Annotated in this window: 22 protein-coding genes and 1 pseudogene; 15 read left to right on the forward strand and 8 right to left on the reverse strand. The window is 59.5% G+C overall.

The genetic code is table 11. The features are described from left to right. Window positions 1–7: 7 nt before the first annotated feature. On the reverse strand, window positions 8–1195 hold the full coding sequence (locus tag P9272_RS03895; RefSeq protein WP_278159156.1) for a substrate-binding domain-containing protein: 1188 nt from the start codon (window positions 1193–1195) through the stop codon (window positions 8–10). A 129-nt stretch (window positions 1196–1324) separates the two neighbouring features. Here P9272_RS03895 and P9272_RS03900 point away from each other — a divergent pair, with 129 nt between their 5' ends. The 5 genes from P9272_RS03900 to P9272_RS03920 all read left to right on the forward strand — a co-directional run bounded on the left by P9272_RS03900 (window position 1325) and on the right by P9272_RS03920 (window position 4869). Further along, complete coding sequence (locus P9272_RS03900) at window positions 1325–2194, forward strand: IclR family transcriptional regulator (RefSeq protein WP_278159158.1); 870 nt, start codon at window positions 1325–1327, stop codon at window positions 2192–2194. A gap of 9 nt (window positions 2195–2203) precedes the next feature. Beyond that, window positions 2204–3115: an amidohydrolase family protein gene (locus P9272_RS03905; protein ID WP_278159160.1), complete on the forward strand. Its 912-nt coding sequence runs from the start codon at window positions 2204–2206 to the stop codon at window positions 3113–3115. 256 nt (window positions 3116–3371) lie between these two features. Next, window positions 3372–3923 (forward strand): hypothetical protein, encoded by a 552-nt coding sequence (locus P9272_RS03910; protein WP_278159162.1) that lies wholly within the window; start codon window positions 3372–3374, stop codon window positions 3921–3923. Between the two features lie 62 nt (window positions 3924–3985). Continuing rightward, a complete protein-coding gene (locus tag P9272_RS03915; RefSeq protein ID WP_278159164.1) occupies window positions 3986–4681 on the forward strand; it encodes a hypothetical protein in 696 nt (231 codons plus the stop codon). Next, entirely contained in the window at window positions 4681–4869 is a 189-nt protein-coding gene (locus P9272_RS03920) for a hypothetical protein (protein ID WP_278159243.1), read from the forward strand. Before P9272_RS03915 ends, P9272_RS03920 begins: the two co-directional genes overlap by 1 nt. Here the strand turns inward: P9272_RS03920 and P9272_RS03925 are convergent. The 3 genes and pseudogenes from P9272_RS03925 to P9272_RS03935 form a co-directional block, all read right to left on the reverse strand. Then, complete coding sequence (locus P9272_RS03925; protein WP_278159236.1) at window positions 4802–5068, reverse strand: transposase; 267 nt, start codon at window positions 5066–5068, stop codon at window positions 4802–4804. The genes P9272_RS03920 and P9272_RS03925 overlap by 68 nt on opposite strands. Then, a pseudogene (locus P9272_RS03930) lies at window positions 4989–5174 on the reverse strand (transposase); the annotation flags it as partial. The pseudogene P9272_RS03930 and the gene P9272_RS03925, both read right to left, overlap by 80 nt. Before the next feature lie 38 nt (window positions 5175–5212). Then, a complete protein-coding gene (locus P9272_RS03935; RefSeq protein WP_278159166.1) occupies window positions 5213–5686 on the reverse strand; it encodes an IS1595 family transposase in 474 nt (157 codons plus the stop codon). Between the two features lie 123 nt (window positions 5687–5809). On the opposite strand from P9272_RS03935, the gene P9272_RS03940 reads away from it, so the two are divergent. Beyond that, entirely contained in the window at window positions 5810–6595 is a 786-nt protein-coding gene (locus tag P9272_RS03940; RefSeq protein ID WP_278159168.1) for a GGDEF domain-containing protein, read from the forward strand. A gap of 849 nt (window positions 6596–7444) precedes the next feature. On the opposite strand, the gene P9272_RS03945 is transcribed toward P9272_RS03940, so the two are convergent. Then, entirely contained in the window at window positions 7445–8359 is a 915-nt protein-coding gene (locus P9272_RS03945) for a LysR family transcriptional regulator (protein ID WP_278159170.1), read from the reverse strand. A gap of 184 nt (window positions 8360–8543) precedes the next feature. On the opposite strand from P9272_RS03945, the gene P9272_RS03950 reads away from it, so the two are divergent. Then, window positions 8544–9626, forward strand: a complete 1083-nt coding sequence (locus P9272_RS03950) for a tartrate dehydrogenase (protein WP_278159172.1) — start codon at window positions 8544–8546, stop codon at window positions 9624–9626. A 76-nt stretch (window positions 9627–9702) separates the two neighbouring features. On the opposite strand, the gene P9272_RS03955 is transcribed toward P9272_RS03950, so the two are convergent. The 3 genes from P9272_RS03955 to P9272_RS03965 all read right to left on the reverse strand — a co-directional run bounded on the left by P9272_RS03955 (window position 9703) and on the right by P9272_RS03965 (window position 13013). Then, window positions 9703–10866, reverse strand: coding sequence for a mandelate racemase/muconate lactonizing enzyme family protein (locus tag P9272_RS03955; protein WP_278159173.1), 1164 nt, complete (start codon window positions 10864–10866; stop codon window positions 9703–9705). Window positions 10867–10876: 10 nt separating this feature from the next. After that, the gene (locus P9272_RS03960; protein ID WP_278159175.1) at window positions 10877–11953 is read right to left on the reverse strand and encodes a tartrate dehydrogenase; all 1077 of its coding nucleotides are present in this window, start codon (window positions 11951–11953) and stop codon (window positions 10877–10879) included. Between the two features lie 82 nt (window positions 11954–12035). Beyond that, window positions 12036–13013, reverse strand: a complete 978-nt coding sequence (locus P9272_RS03965; protein ID WP_278159177.1) for an asparaginase — start codon at window positions 13011–13013, stop codon at window positions 12036–12038. A 213-nt stretch (window positions 13014–13226) separates the two neighbouring features. Here P9272_RS03965 and P9272_RS03970 point away from each other — a divergent pair, with 213 nt between their 5' ends. From P9272_RS03970 to P9272_RS04005, 8 genes are all read left to right on the forward strand, one after another. Then, window positions 13227–14888, forward strand: a complete 1662-nt coding sequence (locus P9272_RS03970) for an ABC transporter substrate-binding protein (protein ID WP_278159179.1) — start codon at window positions 13227–13229, stop codon at window positions 14886–14888. Window positions 14889–14953: 65 nt separating this feature from the next. Further along, on the forward strand, window positions 14954–15883 hold the full coding sequence (locus tag P9272_RS03975; RefSeq protein ID WP_278159181.1) for an ABC transporter permease: 930 nt from the start codon (window positions 14954–14956) through the stop codon (window positions 15881–15883). After that, window positions 15883–16893 (forward strand): ABC transporter permease, encoded by a 1011-nt coding sequence (locus tag P9272_RS03980; RefSeq protein WP_278159183.1) that lies wholly within the window; start codon window positions 15883–15885, stop codon window positions 16891–16893. The genes P9272_RS03975 and P9272_RS03980 overlap by 1 nt, the downstream gene beginning before the upstream one ends. A gap of 13 nt (window positions 16894–16906) precedes the next feature. Continuing rightward, window positions 16907–17929, forward strand: a complete 1023-nt coding sequence (locus P9272_RS03985) for an ABC transporter ATP-binding protein (protein ID WP_278159185.1) — start codon at window positions 16907–16909, stop codon at window positions 17927–17929. Continuing rightward, window positions 17926–18981, forward strand: coding sequence for an ABC transporter ATP-binding protein (locus P9272_RS03990; RefSeq protein ID WP_278159187.1), 1056 nt, complete (start codon window positions 17926–17928; stop codon window positions 18979–18981). The genes P9272_RS03985 and P9272_RS03990 overlap by 4 nt, the downstream gene beginning before the upstream one ends. A 33-nt stretch (window positions 18982–19014) precedes the next feature. Beyond that, window positions 19015–19764, forward strand: coding sequence for a 3-oxoacyl-ACP reductase FabG (gene fabG / locus P9272_RS03995; protein ID WP_278159189.1), 750 nt, complete (start codon window positions 19015–19017; stop codon window positions 19762–19764). A gap of 81 nt (window positions 19765–19845) precedes the next feature. Next, complete coding sequence (locus tag P9272_RS04000) at window positions 19846–20610, forward strand: FadR/GntR family transcriptional regulator (RefSeq protein WP_278159191.1); 765 nt, start codon at window positions 19846–19848, stop codon at window positions 20608–20610. 41 nt (window positions 20611–20651) lie between these two features. Further along, window positions 20652–21551: a polysaccharide deacetylase gene (locus P9272_RS04005; RefSeq protein WP_278159193.1), complete on the forward strand. Its 900-nt coding sequence runs from the start codon at window positions 20652–20654 to the stop codon at window positions 21549–21551. The last annotated feature ends 103 nt before the right edge of the window (window positions 21552–21654 follow it).

Raw genomic sequence — 21654 nt, forward strand, 5'->3', positions numbered from 1 at the left:
ACGGGAGTTATTGGGCGCAGGGATCCGGCGTCTTGGCGTAGTCGAATTGCGGCGTTGGTGCCGGCTTCTTGAAATACCCGTTCATCAGGTCCTCCGGCATCGGATCCTGTGGCGCGACCGGGAAGACCGATACGGCGTTGGCTGTCATGCATGAACGGTACCAGGATCCGAGGTCGCCGATCTTGACGTCGGGGACAGGGATTTCCACCAGGCTCACCTTGGGCTCCTGGCCGAGCAACATCCGGACGCCGACGCGCACTGCGGTCTGCGCTGTCCACGACGGCAGCAGCGCGCCACCCGTGAACTTGAAGTCGGGATGCGCCTTCCAATAGCCGAGAGCATCGCCCGAAATGCTGCCGGTGATGATGGGCGCCGGCCGGCCTGCCTGCGCGAAGGCCTCGGCCACGACGCGCGCTTCGCTGCCCGAAGTCCACACCGCTTCGATCGGACCGGGATTGGTGGCGAGCGCCTGCAGCACCACAGTCTTGGTCACCGCCGCAGTCCAGTTGCCGTTAACGTCGCGCACGACCTTCACGTCGGGCGATTCCGCAAACGCCTTGTCGGCGCCGATGCGCTGCTCGGCGACAAGCGGACTGCCAGCGATGCCCTCGACCCTCAGGACATTGCCCTTGCCGTTGAGCGCCGTGGTGATGTCCTTGGCCATGTCGTAGCCGAACTTGATGTAGTTGGAATCGACGCTGACCGCGTAGGGGGTGGTGACGAGGCCCACTGAGACCACCGGAATGCCCGCCTTATAGGCCGCCTCGATGGCATCGTTCAGCGCGGTCGACGATCCGGCCACGACCGTGATGATGCTGCATTTCTTGTCGATGAAGGCACGGAGCTGGGCGATCTGCTGGCTGGTGTCGCCGTTCGAGTCCGAAAGCTCGAAGCTGCTGACGCTGCCGTCGGCCTGGAAAGCGCCGACGAGGCTCTTGAAGTGGTTGGTCAGCGCCACCCGCCAGGGATTCCCCTGATACGATTCGGAATGGCACCATTTCCACGGCTTGGCCGGCATCGCGAAGCCGTCGAAGGCCGACGGCTGCACATTCTGTTCAGCCCCGACATAGAGGCTCTGCAGATTGTCCGGGAGCGTGGCAAGCGCCGCCTTGCCATCCGCGAGAGCGGCTGTCGGAAGTGCCAGCCCGGCGAGCAGCAGAGCTGGAAAAAGTATGCGAACGGCATGCGTATCCATGGTCGAGTTCCCCTGTTGATTTCATATATGATAGCATGTTTTAATAGGTAATAGAAACTTTGCGCGCTTGTCAATCGCCGCCGAGATCAGCAAGTTCCTGCCGACCGGAACGAACAGGACCAGAATCAAATGGGTGGGCCAAGGAAGGGCGACGTCGCCGCGCGGGCGGAAAAGGCGCCCAAGGAGGGGCAGGCGACCTATCTCGCGCCCGCGCTGGAGAAGGGCCTGGACGTGCTCGAGCTGCTCGCCCGCCAATCCGAAGGACTGACCCAGAGTCAGATCGCCCAGCAGCTCAGCCGCTCGCTGCAGGAGGTCTACCGCATGGTCGTCTCGCTGGAGCGCCGGGGCTATATTCGCCGCGGGCCGCAGGACGATTCCTTCAGGCTGTCGATGAAGCTGTACGATCTGGCGCTCGCTTTTCCGCCGATCGAAATGCTCACCACGGCCGCCAACCCGATCCTGCTGCGGCTCGCTGCGGAGACGCAGCAATCAATCCTGCTGACGGTGCTGGAGGGAGCGTTCATCCGCACCATCGCCTATGCCGACAGTCCGGCGCCGCTTGGCTTCCGGGTGCGGCTCGGCACGTCGAGTCCGGCCGAGCACACCGCCTCGGGGCGGGTGATCCTGGCCTTCCAGACGCCAGCGATGCGCGAGTGGAATTTCGACGCGCTGGCAGCCTACGGCATCGATCGCGCGGAATTGCAGCGGGTGCGGCAGCGCATTGAAGCCATCGCCGCGCGGCACTACGAGCTGATTGCCGGTGAAAACATTGCCGGTATCACCGACGTGAGTTTCCCGATCCTCGACGGGCGGGGACAGGCTCTGGCCGCGCTGACCATGCCGTTCCTTCAGTCGGTGCGCGGGCGGGTGCCGATCCAGCAGGCAGCCGCATCGCAATTCAAGGCGGCCTGCGAGCTGTCGAACATCCTGGGCGGCACGCCGCCGGCACCCGAGTTTCCGCTATCGGACCCGCTGACCCGCGCTTCGCATCCCGAATGAGGATTATCGATGCCCAGTCCCTATACCGGTCCCATCATCGACCCGCACCATCATCTGTGGGACCTCGAACTGGGAAAGCACCCCTGGCTTGCTCCGCCAGTGGCCGGTACCGACAGCAATGCCCGGTTGCGGCGCAGCTACATGATCGACGATTATCTGGCCGACTCGAAGGATCAGAACGTCGTTGCCACAGTGCATGTCGAAGCGGCCTGGCTGGATGCCGACTGTGTTGGCGAAACGCGCTGGCTTGATGGGCTCGCCCGCCGCGCGGGCGTTGCACGTCGTTACGTCGCCCATGTCGCGCTCGACCGACCAGATGCGCCAGAGCTTCTTGCGCAGCAGGCGGCATTTCCTGATGTAGTCGGCATCCGCGATATTCTGAGCTGGCATCGCGACCCCGCCAGATCTTTTCGCGCCCGACGCGATGTGATGGACGACCCGGCCTGGCGACGGGGGCTGGCGCAGCTGCGGAACCACAGGCTGAGCTTCGATCTCATGATCTTTGCCGGCCAATTAACCGACGCTATTCGACTTGCCGCGGCTTTCCCCGACCAGCAATTCGTGCTGAACCATAGCGGCAGCCCGGTCGACCGGGACATCGACGCCATGGCCGCCTGGCGTCGAGGCATCGCCGAACTTGCAACGGCACCCAATGTCGCGATCAAAATTTCGGCCCTGACCGGATACGATCCCGATTGGACTCTCGCCAGCATCCGGCCGCTGATTCTGCATTGCGTAGAGGCTTTCGGCCCCGAACGGACCATGTTCGCAAGCGATTTCCCGGTGACGAGCCTGCATGCGACCTATAGTGAAACCTATGCCATCTATCGGGCCGTCGCCGCCGAATTCACCGCCGCAGAACAGCGAGCGCTGTTTCACGACACGGCTCGGCGCATTTATCGAATCCCTAGTGTCGCATAGGTCACTGCACGTGGGATGCTTGGTGCAGCCGTTCCTGGGTTCGTTCCAGCCGGCATTCGTGGAGGAGCAAAAGTGGGGGGCGAGCCGGACTTCCTTTGCTGCTGCACAGGGTCGTTGTGTTGGATGTAAAGGTCAGCTTCTGATATCCTGAAAACTGACGTTGTCCTTCGGCCCGTGAGTGATGACACCCCATAATACGGTAACCGATAGGGAATTATCCTCTTGACGTACGTACGTTGCGTATCGCCACGATTCCATGTCCAATGGTGAAATGTGGCTTGGGGTCGACGAAGCAAAATTCCTGATCGAATCCGAAAAAACGCTCGTTGAGATCGGGCCGTGGAAGCGCGCCGAAAATAGGGAAACCCGTTCCGAACGGCACATATTCGAAACGCGCGTTGCAGTCGCCGGCACGATACCGAGAGGCGTGTGGTTTCGGATCACATTCCAGCCAAGCGACATCGACAGCGCCACGTTCCAACTCGATTGTGACAAACCCGTTGGGAGGACCAAACATACCCTCTACAGGCTCGACTGGAGACCGACACGCGCCCACACGAACGGCTATCATGGGCCGGCCGAGTTCCATGGTCTGCACTTCGTCATGGGGCAGACACACGACCATATCTGTCTAGACCATGTTATTGAGTCAGAAGGCAGAATTCGTTCCGGTGATGTGCAGTGTGCGCGGCCGATTAATCCTGATTTCGAAAATTTCGATGAGGCTCTGGCGTTCGCTTGTGCTAAACTCAACATAGTGAACCGCGACAACATTCCGCCACGTAGCGCGCAAGGGTCGCTGTTCTGATGGGTTATGGAATGGAAACGACGGCAAGAGACGAACGCATAAAGCAGGCTGTGGAGCGGCTTATGGCCACCCAAGCCAGCACCGAGCGCGTGCGCGTTTCCATGCCGGTGCTCTATCCCAGTGGTTCAGGCTGCACGGTCGAAATCGGATTTAGTGCTGACAAGGTGTTTGTATCTGACATGGCCGCCGGCCACACGGAGGCATACCTGGCTGGCGCTACTGACTATTATGACCATCAGGCCAAGCGCGCCGCCGAGCGTTTCGGAATTGGCTATGACGGCCACAGCATCTTCGTGCTGTGGGCCCCGATAGATCGTGTGGAAGGGGCCATTACAGCCGTTGCCAATGCGTCGGTGCAAGCTGCATCGCTTGCGGTGCTGAAGGCCGAAGAAGATCGCGAGCGGCGACGAAACGATGAGGTGTATGAGCGAGTGCGCCAGATATTTGGTGCGCCGTCTGTGGCCAAAATCGTTCAGTTAGAAGGCCGCCGGGCTGTCTGGCCAGCACACAATGTCGTGACACTTTCGCAAGGCAAACGTGCCGTCTTTGAATTCGTATCGATGCACGCGAACTCAATAGCCAACAAATATATGATGTTCTCCGACGTTGCCGCGCGAGATGAGGGTATTGCGCTAAATGCGGTCGTACGGAGCCTAGCCACGCTCGGGGTCAAGGGGGGAATGCTATCAGACGTTGCCAACGTCATCGAACTAACGGCTTCGAATGACGATTTCCTTCGTTACGCGAGAGTGGCCTAATGTTGTCGCTTGCCAAGGCTTTGAAAGAGAATCGGCTGGAAGAATTCATCCGCCAGCAAGAGGCCGCCGGTGTCGGCCCCGTCAAAGAGGCGGTCTTTCTGAAAGCCGCCTCCAATGTCATCAAACACGAGCCACGATCAGATCGAACATCGCGTTCTGCATCTCGCGGTGGTTCGACCGGAAAGTGAACTCATCCAGATAGCGGTGCATGTGCTTCGACGACACGTGAATATGCGTCGAGCGAACCGACCGCTTGAACAGAACCCAGAAGCTTTCGACGTGGTTCGTCGAAAACGTCTCGCCAGCGCGCCAATCGTAGTGCGACCAGTTCCTTTTGCGAGTGGGTGACCACGCCGTGCTTGTAGCCGTCACCCTCCAGTAAGCCATACGACATGAGTTCGTCCGTCGAGACGGTAGAACCTTCCTTGACATTGCGAAACGTCACGTCGCGAAGCGTGGACTTCTTTACGTTTGGGATCACGACCGCTCGCATGTCGCCGCCCACGTTCCTTTATGCCCATGACAATGGTCTTACCAGCCGCGCCGCGACCGCGTGTGCCGGGACGATAGCACGTATGCCTCATCCATCTCGACGTGGCCTTGCAGCATGTCGAAGTCCTGAAGCGAGCCGATAAGCTCACGGATTTTCATGCCCATGCGGTAGGCGGTCTTGTAGGTCACTCCAAGCTGACGCTGGAGTTCCTTGCCCGAAACGCCATGGCGCGTCGTGACGAGCAGATAGATCGCATAAAACCACGACTGGAGCGGCGTACGGGTGTCCTCGAACACGGTGCCGGCTGTCGGGTGAACATGGTCACCGCAATGCGAGCAAGCGAAAGCGCGGACCTTGGAAAGGCGATGGAACGTGGCAACGTTCAGGCACTTCCGGCACGGGTGCTTCATGCCGAACCGGACTTCCATGATGTGGTTCAGGCAGGCGTCGTCATCCGGGAAGCGGGTGAAGAAGTCACGAACCGAAAAGAGGGGCGATTTGCTCTTGCTCATGCCCTCAATATAGGGCAGTCACCTTACGTACGTCAAGGGGATAATTCCCATCTTAATTGACTGGGTAAGAACTTTTTCAATACATTTGCCTAAAGAAACAATGTCGATATTTGAAGAAGCATTATGACGCCTCGCACCAAGCGTATTGTGGGCAAGTCGATAGTTGTGACGATAATTGCAATCGTTGCGACGTTCGCCCTGTCGTTTACCGCCAGGCTGGCCTTGCAGATGCCGATCGATTGGCTGAGCTGGGTGGAATGCACCTTCATTCCCATTCTGATAGGAATGCCCGTCGGCTCCTACATCTTCGCCCAAGCAGAAACGATCCAGGACACATGTGACAAGCTGGAGAAGTCGTATGAGGCGCTGAGAGAGACGCATGATCGACTGACCTTCGTAACGAGTCACGACCCGATGACGGGGCTTTTCAGCCGCGGTGAATTCATGGCTAGGATAGACCGGAAGCGAGATGAAGGGGAATGTGACACGCTTCTTCTGATCGACCCGGATCACTTCTCCCTATTCAATGACAAGCACGGACATGCCAAGGGAGACGAGACCTTGGTGCAAATTGCAAAAGCGCTGGTCTATCTGACGCGATCAGGCGACTCGATTGGGCGCCTTGGCGGCGAAGAGTTCGGGGTCCTGCTGCGAGGCGTGCACAAAGAGCAGGCAATGACCATTGCGGAGAACATCCGTCGGCATGTCGGAGGACTTCCGTGGATCAAAGGGCTACCGGATGACGTGAAAGTGACCGTCAGCATCGGGGGCGCGGAAATTCCCCGCGGTGCAGACCCTCAAGATGCTCTTCGCACAGCAGGACGATGCCTTCTTGACGCGAAGTACCGTGGACGGAACCGCGTTTCATTTGACTATGAGGCAGCCAAGTTGCGCGTCGTGATACCGTAGTCGACGCGCTATGGGCAAACTGTGGATAGCCCGTCGAACCGGTGCCGGAATGAAAACCGACAGCAAGGGAACCCAAATACGTGTTCTCGCATTAGAGTTCTCAAGCGCATCGTCGGTCAGTTCGCCCGGCAAGGGCCATGTCAATCCAATTGCTGCCGCACGCTGCAGGTTATCCTGCACCGTGCTGCGCGCTATCCCCAAATGACTGCTATCTCGCGGCAGTTCGTCCCGCTTCCGGCAAGCCGAAGCATTTGTCTCAATTGTCTCATGGTCAGCCTTCTCTTCGCCGGCATCAAAATCTCCCCATTTACCGCGGGGCACTTGATGCCAAGTTGCTGACCCAGGAGGTAATCTTCAGTGCCGAAAACTGGCCGGTCTTTGATCGGAATAGCGGCCGGCTTTGCGTCGGAATCCGTATCGGGTAACGCCATCGATAGCCGCACGAAGCGCCATATGCAGCCAGCCAGCGCTGCCGCAAGCGGCGGCCCAGCCGGGACGCCTCCCGGAACTGGCGGCGGCTTTCGCTCTGGCGCGATAGTCCGTCCCGATCTTTGCGCGACGGTAGCGGCGCTGATGGTCCAACTTGGAGAACTTCTATTGCTTCATTAGAAAAGTATGCGGACGAGCTGCCCGCAAAAAGAATATCAGACTGGCCGAAATTGAATTTCCATTGGTCCTGATCGGCCAATTAAAATGTGCAATCTGCTTCCGGACCATCGAGAACATCATATCTGGGTTCTTATATTTGTACTGTGCATAGGCCCACCGGATATGGATGCAGGCTGAGCTTTGGGTACTTTAATTAACTGGTCGTGCGTTTAGAGAGCGACTTGCCAAAACGGAAAGCGTTCAGGCGTCCCTGGCGTAGACATCGATGTTGCTTCGCAGGAGATCGATCATCGCGTCCCGGACAGAATCGCGCGTGCTGCCGGTCCAGGCGACAGCCAGCGGCAATTTTTTCAACCCATTCGTATCCAGCGTGTCGAGGGCGACATAGGTCACGCCTTTGACCTGCAAACGAGAAGCCCAGCGCGGTACGATGGCGATGCCCATCCCCTCCGCCACAAGGTTCACGATGGTCTGCTTTTCATCGGCAAGATGGACGACTTTAGCCGCGAGACCGCGCTCGCTGAACAGCCGCATCGTGAGGTCGTGGCTGTGCGGGCGTGACCGCCGCTCCGGAACAATGAGCGTCTGGTCCACAAGATCCGTAACCGAAACGCTGGCGCGGTGAGCCAGTTCGTGGCTTGAGGACACGGCCACGACAGCGGTTTCGTAAAGCAAGAAAAGCAGCTCCAGGCGACGGCTTGGCGCAGCAGACGGCCGGATCAGCGCAAGGTCCAGCCGTCCCGAAAGTACGCGAGGCAGCAGCCGGATCGTCTTGTCCTCCAGCACCTGCACGGTCACGTCGGGCGCGATTTCGCGAAAATCGTGAAGCAGGCGTGGCACCACCCCCACGGCCGCACTGTCAATCACGCCAAGGCGCAGCACTGCCGCTCGGTTGCGCCCCTTCTCTCGAAGGCGGTTTTCCAAATCGTCGGCTCTGGCCAGCAAAGCCCTGGCTTCTTCCAGCAGGAAAGATCCATGTTCGGTCAGAACGGCGTTGCGGGTCGTGCGCATCATCAGCCGCACGCCGAGATCTTCCTCCAGCATCCGTATATGTCGGCTAAGCGATGAGGGCAGCATATCGAGGCGCTGCGCCGCACGCCCGAAATGCAGCTCGTCGGCCGCCATAACAAAGCATCGGAGTTGGTGCAGTTCCAACGCGCATTCCCTTTTGAGTTCGATTAAATCACATTTTTATATAATCAAAAGCGCGTTGAAGCAGGCACAATCCAGCCTCTAAACCCGAAGCAGGCCGGTGTGAAGCTCGATGCCTTTACCCTGGCTCGGGAAGCCTTCGCCTAGCTTTGGCAGCTCCTGTCATCGCATGCCAAGGAGATTGACAGTGCGCAAATATTCGATCGCGGCAATTCCCGCTGACGGAATTGGGCCAGAGGTTATTGATGCCGGCATCACCGTGCTCAAGGTGCTGGCCGAGCAGCGCGGCGACCTGAAGCTGGAATTCGATCTCTTCGACTGGGGATCGGACTACTACAAGCAGTACGGCGTCATGATGCCGGCCGACGGGCTGGAACAGCTCAAGAAGTTCGACGCCATCTTTTTTGGCGCCGTCGGCGTGATCGACGTGCCCGACCACATCACCCTTTGGGGACTGCGCCTGCAGATCTGTCAGGGTTTCGATCAATACGCCAATGTGCGACCGACCAAGATCCTGCCCGGCATCGCCTCTCCGCTGCGCGATGTCCGGGCCGGCGACCTCGACTGGGTGATCGTGCGCGAGAATTCCGAGGGTGAATATTCAGGCGCCGGTGGGCGGGTGCATCGCGGCCTGCCCGAGGAAGTCGGCATGGACGTCGCCGTCTTTACGCGCGTCGGTGTGGAACGCATCATCCGCTACGCCTTCCGGCTGGCGCAGTCCCGGCCGCGCAAGCTCCTGACCGTCGTCACTAAATCGAATGCGCAGCGCCATGGCATGGTCATGTGGGACGAGATTGCCGAAACCGTCTCGCGCGAGTTTGCGGACGTCACCTGGGACAAGATGCTGGTCGACGCCGTAACAGTGCGCATGGTGGCGAAGCCACAGAGCCTCGACACGATCGTGGCGACGAACCTTCATGCCGATGTGCTCTCGGATCTCGCCGGCGCGCTCGCCGGCAGCATCGGCGTCGCGCCGACGGCCAACATCGACCCCGAAAGGCGTTTCCCGTCCATGTTCGAGCCAATCCATGGATCGGCATTCGATATCGCCGGCAAAGGCATTGCAAATCCGGTCGCCACATTCTGGACGGCGGTGCAGATGCTCGGCCACCTGGGCGAGCAGGAAGCAGCCGACCAGCTCATGCGCGCCATCGAACGCGCCGGCGAGGCCGGCATCATGACGCCGGACGCCGGCGGCAAGGCAACCACACGCGAAGTCACCGAAGCGGTCTGCAAAGCCATACGCGGGCGCAACCTCCTCGCCGGCTGACCTTACGCTGCCGACCCGGCCGGCAGGCCGGCTAAAGCAATTCCAGGAAAAGTGAGAACCGGCGTAAAATAGATGGTTAGTGCAGCTGGCGAAACAGCTTGTAGAGCTCCGCCTTCTTCTCGAAGCCCACACCAGGCGTATCGGGCAGCCTGACGTAGCCGTCTTCAACGGCAATGTCGTCAGCGAAGCCGCCGAAAGGCTGGAAAACATCCGGGTAGGATTCGTTACCGCCAAGATGCAGTCCGGCGGCGATGTTGAGCGACATCTGGTGCCCGCCGTGCGGCACGACGCGTCGGGAGGACCATCCCAGCGATTTCATAACTTCCAGCGTACGCAGATACTCCACCAGGCCGTAGGAGAGGGCGCAGTCGAATTGCAGATAGTCCCGGTCGGCCCGCATGCCGCCATAGCGCAAAAGGTTGCGCGCGTCCTGATGCGAGAACAGGTTCTCGCCCGTTGCCATCGGTCCATCATAATGGGCGGCGAGTTCCGCCTGCAGCGCATAGTCAAGCGGGTCCCCGGCTTCCTCGTACCAAAACAAACCGTAAGGGCGCATCGCCTTGGCGTAGGCGATGGCGGTATGTACATCGAAGCGCCCGTTGGCGTCGACTGCTAGACGTCTGCCGTCGCCCACGACTTCGAGCACCGCTTCAATGCGACGCAAATCATCTTCCAGCGGTACCGCGCCTATCTTCATCTTTACGACCTTATAACCTCGGTCGAGATAACTGCGCATCTCCGCCTGGAGTTTGGAGTGATCCTTGCCCGGGTAATAGTAGCCGCCGGCCGCGTAGACCCAAACCTTCTCATCGGCGATACCGTTCCTGTAGCGGTCGGCCAGAAGTCTCCAAATAGGTACGCCCGCAATCTTGGCGACTGCATCCCAAACGGCCATGTCGATGGTGCCGACCGCCACGGACCGTTCGCCATGGCCGCCGGGCTTCTCGTTCGTCATCAGCGTCTTCCAGATGGCGAACGGATCGAGATTATCGTTCTCGTGGTCGATCAGCGTGTTCGGGTCGGCTTCCAGAACGCGCGACAGGAAGCGGTCGCGCATCAGCGCGCCCTGCCCGTAGCGTCCGTTCGAGTTGAAGCCGTAGCCTATGACCGGCTTGCCGTCCCGTATCACGTCGGTGATCACCGCCACGGCCGAGCAGGTCATTTTGGAGAAGTCGATATAGGCGTTGGCAATGGGCGAGGCGATCGAGACCGTCTTTTCCCTGATGTCGACTATGCGCATGCGCTGATCCTTATGCTTCGAGCGCGGCTGCGACCGCTTTGCCGCAAGTGACGGTATCGGCCTTGCCGCCGAGATCCCGCGTACGGGTGGCCTCGTTCCTCAGCGCTGCCTCTATGGCCTTCACGATCGCGCGGCTGGCCTCTTCATGACCGAGGTGGTCGAGCATCATGGCCGCAGTCCATATCTGGCCGATGGGATTGGCGATGCCTTTGCCGGCAATATCAGGAGCCGAACCGTGCACAGGCTCGAAGAGCGAGGGGAACCGCCCCTCGGGATTGATGTTCGCCGACGGCGCAATGCCGATGGTGCCGGTGCAGGCAGGTCCAAGATCGGAGAGAATGTCGCCGAAAAGATTGGATGCCACCACAACGTCGAAACGGTCAGGATTGAGCACGAAATGAGCAGTCAGAATATCGATGTGGTACTTGTCCCAGGAAACGTCCGGATAATTCGCGGCCATAGCCTCCACACGTTCGTCCCAGTACGGCATGGTGATCGAAATGCCGTTGGACTTGGTAGCCGAGGTAAGGTGCTTGCGCGGACGTTTCCGCGCCAGGTCGAACGCGAAGCGCAGGATGCGGTCGACTCCCACCCGCGACATCACGGTTTCCTGGATGACGATCTCGCGCTCCGTGCCCGGATACATCTTGCCGCCGATGGAGGAATATTCGCCCTCGGTATTTTCGCGTACAACGAAGAAATCGATGTCGCCAGGCTTGCGATTGGCAAGCGGCGAAGGCACTCCCGGCATCAGGCGAACCGGACGCAGGTTGACGTACTGATCGAATTCGCGGCGGAACTGTAGGAGCGATCCCCAAAGCGAAATATGGTCGGGAACCGTTGCCGGCCAGCCGACCGCGCCGAAGAGGATCGCATCGTGGGTTTCGATCCTGGACTTCCAGTCCTCCGGCATCATGCAGCCATGCTTGGCGTAATAGTCGCAGGAGGCGAAGTCGAAGTGGTCGAACTGCAGGTCAAGGCCGAAACGCCTTGCCGCCGCGTCCAGAACTCGCAGTCCCTCGGGGACGACTTCCTTGCCAATGCCGTCGCCGGGGATGACTGCGATTCGGTGCTTCTTTTCTGACATATTGCTTTTCCCGGTCTGCGGAGCAGGCGGTGTACATGCTTCAGACTGAGCGGCAGCTGACACCAAAAAATGACCGCGAGGCTTACCCTGCGATGTATTCGATCTCTTCGCGCAGACGTTCGCCGTTAAGCCCAATTCCGAGCAGCACGGAAACGAGCACTCGGGCCTTCTGGCCGCTCAGATCGCCGGCGAAAATCACGCCCCCGTCCGATAGCGTCTTGCCGCCGCCATTGCCGTAGATCGGCCTGACGCGGCCTCGCTGGCAGCGGCTGGTCATGATGACAGGCAATCCCCTCTTCACGAGCGCCGTCGCAGTGGCCGTTACCAAAGGCGGGGCGTTGCCGCGACCGAAACCTTCCAGGATGATCGCCTTGGCACCATTGTCGGCTGCAAAGCGCAGATAGCGGTCGCTAATACCCATCGCCAGTTTGACGAGTTCCACGTCGGCTACCACTCCCTTCGCTTCATAGCTGCGCCTTAGGATCGGCCGGCGATGAAGCACGATGCGGTCGCCGTCCACTTCGCCGAGCTTGCCGTGCTCGTGGGAGATGAACGTGTCGGTGCGCGAGGTATGGGACTTTGTAACGTCCCGCGCGGCATGGAATTCCTGCTCGAAACAGATCACCGCGCCCAGGCCGCGGGCTGTGTCCGAGGCCGCCAACCGGAGCGAGTCCGCTATGTTGCGGGGGCCGTCCGGGTTTGGCTGATCGGCCGCGTGCTGCGCTCCGGTAAAGACAATTGGCTTGTCGGAACGGACCAAGAGATCGGCCATGAAGGCAGTCTCCTCCATCGTGTCGGTGCCGTGAGTGACCACCACTCCATCGAAGCCCTCGTCGAGGCGCTGCGAGATGCGCTGGGCTAGTGAAAAACCCAACGGCAGGTCAATGGCATAGCTGCCGACATTGGAGAATTCATCGATTACGATCTCGATGCGCTCGAGGGGGTCATGCAGCATCGCTCTCAGTTCAGTTCCGGTGACGCTTGCCGTCACGTGCCCGGTCTCCGGCTCCAGCTTGGATGCGATGGTCCCCCCTGTTGTTATCAGACAGATTTTCGGCATTTCGTTTCCTCGCTCGTGTCTCCGGCGTTGAATATGTTGGTCAGACCGAGAAATCAAGACACCCTTCTCGCCATTTGCGTGACGACCGATAATTTCCGCTTCCTTTGGAGTTGACGGTCAGGCCAAATTGCATATTAATGCTCATGGGCTGTTTGGTCAGGCCAAAATTAACTGGGAAGAAGCGCGGCTGCGCGCGATCAAAGGGGAACGCACATGGCAGAGAGTTTTACTAGAATTCAGTTGGCGTCGACGCGTCGGCAGTTCCTCAAGACGACCGCCGCAGTTGGCGGCGCAGCGCTTCTTTCGTCCACGGGCCGCTTCGGAGAGGCGCTCGCTCAGGATGCCAACAGCACTTTGGTGATCGCGGCTCCTGCAACGCCACAAGGCCTCGATATCGAGTTCGACGTTAGCCTTGGCTCCATCGATTCGCTCGGCGCGCTCTACGAATACATGCTCGGCTACGAGAAGATGGAAGACCCGAACGCACCGGGCGTTCTGCGCGAGGACACGGGCGTCCATACAGACAAGCCAAACAATCTCGCCTTGCGTGGTCGTCTGGCAGAGAGCTGGGAAGTGGCGCCCGATGGTCGCAAGGCGACGTTCAAGCTGCGTGAGGGTGTCGTCTCCAACTGGGGCAACAAGTTTACGTCGAAGGACGTGAAGTGGACGTGGGACCGCAAGTTCAATCTGAAAGGACAGGGCCTCTTCCAGACGGCGGTGCTGGGTCTGAAGACGTCAGACCAGATCAAGGTCGAGGGTGACTACGCCATTTCCTTCAACCTCGATCAGCCGAACCCGCTTCTGTTGAAGCAGCAGTGCAATCTGGCAAACCCGATCTATGATGCCACCAAATGTGCTGAAGTCGGTGGCAAGGACGACCCCTGGGCGGTCAACTTCTTGAAGAACGACAGCGCGGGCTTCGGTCCTTATCGTCTTGCGCAACTCGTGCGTGGTCAGCAGGCCGTGTTTGAGGCTCGGGACGACTACTGGGATAAGAAGCCGTTCATGAAGCGCGTCATCATGCGCGAGGTGCCGCAATCGTCCAGCCGTTTCTCGCTGCTGCAGGGCGGCGCGGTCGATATAGCCCAGTTCCTGCAGCCACGTGAGCTCGAGGCGCTGAAGAAGCAGCCGAACGTGGCTGTGGATGCGGTGAATTCTTCCTATATGATCTGGCTGGAACTCAACGCCAAGATCGCGCCGTTCGACAATGTCGACGTGCGTCGTGCCGTCAACCTAGCCATCCCGCGCGACGAGATCATTCGCACAATCTACTACGGCTACGCCGACGAGCAGAAGGCGCCTATGCCGTACATTTACCCGATGGCGGACGAGAGCTTCTTCAACTATGCCTACGACATCGCCAAGGCTAAGGAGATACTGGCCAAGGCCGGCGCCAAGAACCTCGCGACCAGCCTGTCCTACAATGCGGGCGATCCCACGCAGGAGCCGATCGCGTTGCTAATCCAGACTGCATTGAAGCAGATTGGCATCGAACTGACGCTGGAGAAGCTGCCGGCCGGTGTGTTCTACGAGAATGTCACCAAGCGCGCCAAGCCGATGATCTTCTACCTCGACTCGCCGTGGACGCCGGATCCCGGTTATTCGACCTATCTCTACTTCAATTCGGAAAGCTATGTGAATTACTCCAACTACGACAACAAGGCCGTCGACAAAATGATCAAAGACGGTCTTGCGACGCTGGACGACAATATTCGCAAGCAGAAATACACCGAGGTTCAGAAGACCTTAATGGACGAAGCGCCATGGGGCTTCATTGCCTATCCAAAATACACGCTCGCACGTAAGGCGAACCTCAAGGGTTTCACCTACTATACGTCAAATAATCTCAGGTTCCAGGATTTTACCCGAGGCTGATGACTGCTTCCTCCGGAGGCTTCTCTGGCCTCCGGAGGTCTTTCGATCATTGGAAAAGAGTATAGATGTCTTCGAAGCTTGGCCTTCTCATAAGGCTGGCGGTCATCCGGCCTAGATTTGCCCTAGGCTATCTGATCGTCATATCAATTGCATTGCTGGCTATCCTTGCGCCGGCCATTGCACCCTATTCGCCGACCCAAGCGGACTCCGTGAGCTTCCTGCAGCCGCCGAGTGCAGTCCATCTTTTCGGCACTGACAATGTCGGCATGGACATCTTCAGCCGCTCCATCTACGCGCCGCGCATCGACCTGACGATTGCCATTTTGGGAACGCTCCTTTCGGCCATGGCCGGCAGCTCGATCGGTGCGGTCGTTGGCTTCTACAGCAGCGGACATGGCATACGCGTTTGGCTGTCTTTTGCTATCATGCGGGCGGCGGACGTGCTGCAGGCCTTTCCCGTCTTCGTTTTTGCCATCGCGCTGGTCGCCAGCCTCGGTCAGAGCATCCAGACAGTGGTGCTTGCAATCGCGTTCGTCAACGCACCGATTTATCTGCGCTTGATGCGTTCGCAGGTGCTCAGCATCCGTTCTATGCGGTACGTCGAGGCCTCGCAGGTCAATGGCCTGTCTGATCTGCACACGATCATGCGCCATGTCATTCCGAATGCGATGGCGCCCGTGCTGGCACAGCTTTCGGTCAATATCGGATGGGGCATCCTGCTGACGTCAGCCCTGTCGTTCGTCGGCGCCGGGGTGCGCGCGCCGACGCCGGAATGGGGCAGTATGATTGCGATGGGCTTCCAGAACGTCGTCACCGGCCAGTGGTGGCCATCCATGTTCCCCGGTGCAATGCTCGCGATTACCGTTTTCGGCTTTTCTCTGGTCGGCGCATCCATCGAGGTCCTTGCCGATCCGTCGAAGCGCAGGCAGCTTCTAAGTGAGGCGCGTGAGCGCAGCGGCCGTATTGCGGTGGATGTTCCGGCGGAGGAAAGCTGATGCGCATCCTCGCCTATCTCGGAAAGCGGCTTGTCTTTGTCATACCGCAACTCCTGGGCATCGTGCTTGTCTCATTCCTGCTGGTGAAGAGCATTCCAGGTGACCCAGCGGTGCTGATGCTTGGCCCCACGGCGACACCGTCGGCCATAGCCGCCTTGCGACAGCAACTTGGCCTCGACCAACCGCTGTACATGCAGTTTCTGATTTATATACGCAATCTGCTGCATGGCGACCTTGGCACCTCCTGGCAAACGACACGGCCGGTGCTCGAAGACCTGCTTCAGCGCTTTCCCGCTACCCTCGAGCTCGTAACGTTCTCCCTGCTTCTCGCCATCATTGTGGGTGTGACACTGGGTGTCTATGCGGCGCGCAAGCCGAACGGCTGGGTTGCACGCGTTTCCGATCTCTACGGCCTCAGTGCCGGCGCTCTGCCGGATTTCTGGTTCGCGCTGGTTCTGATCTTCATCTTCTACACCGTGCTCGGCTGGGCACCCGCGCCGCTCGGACGGATCGATATGATCGTTATTCCGCCTGTTCCAGTGACGGGCGCGCTAACGATCGACGCGCTGCTGGCGGGCGACCTCGAGGCATTCTGGTCTGCGTGTGCGCACCTGGCCCTGCCGGTTTTGACGCTGGGGCTGCTCAATGCCGGCCCGATCTTGAAGATGACCCAAGCAACGATGGACAAGATGCTGGAGTCCGATTTCAGCCGCTACGAGGTGCTTTGCGGAGTGCCGCAGAACCTTGTCGTGCGTCATGCCTTGCGCAACGCTCTACCGTCCATCGTGACCATCATCAGCGTGCTCTACGGCTTCCTAATTGGGGGCGCCGTGCTGGTCGAGATCGTGTTTTCATGGGGTGGGGCAGGGCAGTACGCTGTACAGGGCGTGCTCAACTCAGATATCTATCCAGTACTGGGTTTTGTACTGTTCTCTGCCATTTTCTCTCTCATCGTGTATATCATGGTCGATCTCATTTACTTCCTGCTCGACCCGCGTATCAGCAACTAGTGTGAGAACGTCATTGGGTGCAGCACAAGTCACGAACAAGATTCAAAGCGCCGCCGGCTATGCGGGCAAGGCGCCTCTGATCGATATCAGAAATCTGCGCGTCACATTTCCGTCCGGAGGCGCCGAGCGGAAGGCGGTGCTGAAGGGTATCGACCTCGCCGTGCAGGCGGGTGAGATCGTCGGCCTGGTCGGCGAGAGCGGTGCGGGCAAGACGACACTTGCCCGTTCGATCCTTGGTGTACCTCCATCTCCCGGCCGGATCGCCGGAGGTGAGGTCCATTTCGAGGGACGTCAAATCCTCAGCTTGTCTGAAGGTGAACTCAGGAGTCTGCGCGGCCGCCGCCTTTCAGTGGTGGTGCCCAATCCCCGCGCCGAGCTCAATCCGCTGCTCAAAGTCGGAGATCAGATCGCCGCGATGGCGAAGATCCACCTCAATGTGAGCCGCAAGCAGGCGCGTCGAATGGCGCTGCAGATCCTGCGGGACGTCCAGATACCCGATCCTGAACGGCGCATGGACGCCTATCCGCACGAACTCTCCGGCGGCATGGCGCAGCGCGTCGTCATCGCCATGGCGCTGATCTGCAACCCGGCCTTCGTTATTTCCGATGATGCCACTAGCGGCCTCGACGTTACGGTTCAGGCGCAGATCCTGACGCTGCTCGCAAAGCTGGCTGCCGACCATGGCAGCGCCATGCTGTTCATTACCCGCGACGTCGGCATCACCGCCCATTTCTGCGATCGCATAGCGGTGCTGTTCTCCGGCGAGCTCGTCGAGCTTGCCTCGCGCGAAGCATTGTTCCTCGAGCCGGCCCACCCCTACACGCTGATGCTGCTTGCAGCGTTTTCCCATAGCCCGAAGCTTAGGGAAAGCTGGAGCGTGCCGGACACGGGCAGGCGGCGCGAGTTAACCGTCGGGTGTCAGTACGCCGATCGTTGCCCGATCGCTCAGCCGGTTTGCCACACACGTCGACCTCCCTTCGCCGAAATCAGCCCCGGTCATTTCGCCCGCTGTCATTTCCCTGTGAGGCATGCATGAGCGCCGTTCTGACCATTGACAATCTCTATAAGCGCTTTCCCATCGCCGGGTCGACGCAGGTGGTCCAGGCGATCAACGGTGTTAGCCTGACGATCGAGCCGGGTGAGACGCTTGGCTTGGTGGGCGAGAGCGGCTCGGGCAAGACAACCGTCGGCCGCTGCATCGTCGGCCTGGTCGAACCCACTGCCGGAACCATTCGGTTTCACGACACCGATCTCGCGCAGCGCCAGCAGCACAAGAGCAGGCTGGGCGGCAAGATCCAATTCGTTTTCCAGGAGCCGAACGAGTCTCTCGATCCGCGCATGAAGATCGGCGATACGATCAGCGAACCGCTTCTGCCGCTCAAATATGATCGGGAGACCAGACGCCGCCGCACAGCCGATGCGTTGAACCTTGTCCGGCTGCACCCTGACCTGCTTGACGCCTATCCCTCGGAACTGTCGTCGGGCCAGCAGCAACGGGTAGGCATTGCCCGGGCCATGGTCACCGAGCCGGAACTGGTCATCCTCGACGAGCCCACTTCGGCGCTCGATCCCACAGCGCGCGCCGAGATCATTGATTTGCTGCGGCGCATCCAGCGCGAGCGCAATACCGCTTATCTATTCATCTCCCATGATCTCTCCACCGTGCGGTTCATCAGCCATCGTGTCGCGGTGATGTATCTCGGCATGATCGTTGAACAGGGCAGTGCCGAAACGGTGTTCAACCGCCCGCAGCATCCCTATTCCAGCGGCTTGCTGTCATCGGTGATGCTGCCGCATCCGCATCTCAAGATTGAAAGCAGCGTCAGCCTCAAGGGCGAAATTCCAAGTCCGATTGATCTGCCGAAGGGCTGCTTTCTCGCCTCGCGCTGTCCCTTCGTCATCGACAGGTGCCGCCAAGAGATGCCGCCCGCGGAAACGGTCGGCGAACGGCACACCGTGCATTGCTTTCGCCATGACGACGTCGCGGCATCAGTGCCGGCTTCCGACACCTTCAACGTCTTCATGAATGAAGCCGAGCGCATCCTCGGGCGAGCAAAGCCCCGCCGCCTTGCGCCATCGCTCCAATAGTTCTCAAGCAATAACAGGATCAGGAAACCAAGCATGTCAGGACGTCTCGCAGGAAAGAAAGCACTGGTCACTGGTGGCGCACGCGGTATCGGCGGGGCGATTGCAACGGCTTTCGCCCGCGAGGGCGCGGATGTGGCTGTTCTCGACCTGAAGATCGAGGCGGCCGAAGCACGTACCGCCGAGCTTGCACCGTTCGGCGTGAAGACGTTTGCCGTCGCGGCCGATGTCAGCGACGAGGCTCAGGTCGAGGCCGCCGTCAAGAAGGTGGAAGGCGCGCTCGGCCGGATCGACATACTGGTGAACAATGCCGGCATCGACACCACGTCGGTCGTGGCCGAAATGGGCACGGCTATGTGGGACCAGATGATGGCCGTGAACCTGCGCAGTGTTTTCCTGTGCACGCGTGCGGTGCTGAAGCCCATGATTGCCCGCAAGTTCGGGCGCATCATCAATATCGCTTCGCAGCTCGGCCACAAGGGAGCGCCCGAAATGGCGCACTATGCGGCTGCAAAGGCCGGCGTCATTGGCTTTACACGCTCACTCGCCTACGAAGTGGCTCGCGACGGCATCACCGTGAATGCTATCTGCCCGGGCCCTATCGAGACGGAGCTGTTCAAGGCGCTGCCGGAGGAATGGAAGAAGCGCAAGCTCGGCGAACTGCCGATCGGCCGTGCCGGCCATGTAGACGAGATCGCGCCGACGGCCGTGCTTTTGGCTTCGGAAGAGGGTGCTTACTACATCGGAGCAACCATGAACCCCAATGGTGGCGACGTAATGTTGTGATGCTCGACAGGCTAGATGTTTCCTCCCGATGTTTCTTGTTCTAGCTACATGGTGGCAACTTTGTTGGAGCTAGGGGAGGCCATGACGAAAATCGATCTCAGGGAAGACGAAAAGGAGGCGACCGCGCAGCCTGCCGAATTGCCACGCGAGCGTCGGGAAACCGGTGGCGGCGTGGCCCAGGCAACGGTAGCCGCCCTGCAATCGATGATTCGCGACGGCCGTTTGCGACCTGGTGATCTACTGCCGCCGCAACGCGATCTTGCGCGCGATCTCAACGTTAGCCGTGCCACGCTGCGCGAAGCGCTGTCCATCTTGGCCACCATCGGCGAAATCGTGGCGCGCGAGGGGGGGAGGGGTTTCGTCTGTGCAGATCCGTCCGGGGCGCCAGCTACGCCTTCCTGGCGCTTCGCGGCGCGCTACTCGCTGAGCGAGGTCTACCAGTTTCGCTATATCGTAGAGAGCTATGCGGCCGAGCTCGCGGCGCTCACTCATACCGAACAGGAAATCGCCGACCTCAAGGAATGTACGGCGGCATTCCGCAAAGCGGCCCGCGAGAACAATCTTGTCGCCTATGCGCAGGCGGACTTCGACTTCCACAACCTCATCATGCGCATTTCACGCAACAAGCTTCTGGTAGATATGCACCAGACCTTCGCAAGCGTGCTCCTGGAAAGCCAGCGCTTGCCTATCGAGCGCAGGGGCAATCTGCTGATCGCCGTGCAGGAACACGATCGCCTCCTCGAGGCGATCGCGATCGGCGATCCCGAGGGAGCCAACTATTATATGCGTAAACATATCAGCATGGCGGGAAGCCGCGCCGGTCTCCCGCCCTCGCAACTGCCGTAGACGCCCGTGGGCAGGGACATCAAGCAACGAAAGGACCAGACATGCCGAAAGAAATATTTGTATCCTATGGGGTGGACGTTGATGCTGTCGCCGGCTGGCTAGGATCCTATGGTGGCGAGGATAGCCCTTGCGACATTTCACGCGGCGCCTTCGCGGGCAAGGTCGGCAGTCTTCGCCTGCTGCGCATGTTCGAGAAGTGGGGTATCAAGACGACTTGGTTTATCCCCGGCCACTCCATCGAAAGCTTCTGGGACGAGATGAAGCAAGTAGCCGATGCCGGTCACGAGATCGGGATGCACGGCTATAGCCATGAGAACCCCATCGCTATGTCGCCGGAACAGGAAGAGGCCATTTTCAATAAGTGCGTCGACCTCATTACCAAGCTCTCCGGCAAGTCGCCGCGCGGCTACGTGGCTCCGTGGTGGGAGTTCGGTTCCAAGACCAACGAGTTGCTGAAGCAAAAGGGCCTGCTTTACGACCACTCCCTTATGCACAACGACCATCACCCGTACTATGTGACGGTTGGTGATCAGTGGACGAAGATTGACTATTCCAAGCATCCGTCCGCTTGGATGAAACCCTATTCGCAGGGCGATGAGACGGACCTGATCGAGATCCCGGCGTCTTGGTATCTCGATGACCTGCCGCCGATGATGTTCATCAAGGCCTCGCCGAACAGCCACGGTTTCGTCAACCCCCGCGACATCGAGCAGATGTGGCGCGACCAGTTTGATTGGATCTACGAGAACTACGACTATGCCGTGTTCCCGCTGACCATCCATCCCGACGTTTCCGGCAAGCCACATGTGTTGAAGATGCACGAGCGGCTCTATGACTACATGAACGGTTTCGACGGAGTGAAGTTTGTCAAAATGGAAGAGATCGCTGCCGATTTTGCCAAGCGCTACCCGCGTAGTGGCAAGACGCGCCCGCAGTCATGAGCCGGGTTTGAGCGGTTGATCAAACCGATTTACTCGGTCTGATCGTATCACTTTGCCGGAATTCCGCGACGATTTCGGCAACGAGCGATGACAAGCGATTATG

This window comes from Mesorhizobium sp. WSM4976 (assembly GCF_029625685.1).
Taxonomy (GTDB): Bacteria; Pseudomonadota; Alphaproteobacteria; order Rhizobiales; family Rhizobiaceae; genus Mesorhizobium.

Coding starts and splice junctions, on each gene's coding strand:
- P9272_RS04000 (WP_278159191.1), top strand. CDS start 19,846: ATGACGAAAATCGATCTCAGGGAAGACGAAAAGGAGGCGACCGCGCAG.
- P9272_RS03895 (WP_278159156.1), bottom strand. CDS start 1,195: ATGGATACGCATGCCGTTCGCATACTTTTTCCAGCTCTGCTGCTCGCC.
- P9272_RS03925 (WP_278159236.1), bottom strand. CDS start 5,068: ATGGCTTACTGGAGGGTGACGGCTACAAGCACGGCGTGGTCACCCACT.
- P9272_RS03990 (WP_278159187.1), top strand. CDS start 17,926: ATGAGCGCCGTTCTGACCATTGACAATCTCTATAAGCGCTTTCCCATC.
- P9272_RS03975 (WP_278159181.1), top strand. CDS start 14,954: ATGTCTTCGAAGCTTGGCCTTCTCATAAGGCTGGCGGTCATCCGGCCT.
- P9272_RS03900 (WP_278159158.1), top strand. CDS start 1,325: ATGGGTGGGCCAAGGAAGGGCGACGTCGCCGCGCGGGCGGAAAAGGCG.
- P9272_RS03940 (WP_278159168.1), top strand. CDS start 5,810: ATGACGCCTCGCACCAAGCGTATTGTGGGCAAGTCGATAGTTGTGACG.
- P9272_RS03910 (WP_278159162.1), top strand. CDS start 3,372: ATGTCCAATGGTGAAATGTGGCTTGGGGTCGACGAAGCAAAATTCCTG.
- P9272_RS03920 (WP_278159243.1), top strand. CDS start 4,681: ATGTTGTCGCTTGCCAAGGCTTTGAAAGAGAATCGGCTGGAAGAATTC.
- P9272_RS03960 (WP_278159175.1), bottom strand. CDS start 11,953: ATGTCAGAAAAGAAGCACCGAATCGCAGTCATCCCCGGCGACGGCATT.
- P9272_RS03980 (WP_278159183.1), top strand. CDS start 15,883: ATGCGCATCCTCGCCTATCTCGGAAAGCGGCTTGTCTTTGTCATACCG.
- P9272_RS04005 (WP_278159193.1), top strand. CDS start 20,652: ATGCCGAAAGAAATATTTGTATCCTATGGGGTGGACGTTGATGCTGTC.
- fabG (WP_278159189.1), top strand. CDS start 19,015: ATGTCAGGACGTCTCGCAGGAAAGAAAGCACTGGTCACTGGTGGCGCA.
- P9272_RS03970 (WP_278159179.1), top strand. CDS start 13,227: ATGGCAGAGAGTTTTACTAGAATTCAGTTGGCGTCGACGCGTCGGCAG.
- P9272_RS03915 (WP_278159164.1), top strand. CDS start 3,986: ATGGCCACCCAAGCCAGCACCGAGCGCGTGCGCGTTTCCATGCCGGTG.
- P9272_RS03965 (WP_278159177.1), bottom strand. CDS start 13,013: ATGCCGAAAATCTGTCTGATAACAACAGGGGGGACCATCGCATCCAAG.
- P9272_RS03955 (WP_278159173.1), bottom strand. CDS start 10,866: ATGCGCATAGTCGACATCAGGGAAAAGACGGTCTCGATCGCCTCGCCC.
- P9272_RS03905 (WP_278159160.1), top strand. CDS start 2,204: ATGCCCAGTCCCTATACCGGTCCCATCATCGACCCGCACCATCATCTG.
- P9272_RS03935 (WP_278159166.1), bottom strand. CDS start 5,686: ATGAGCAAGAGCAAATCGCCCCTCTTTTCGGTTCGTGACTTCTTCACC.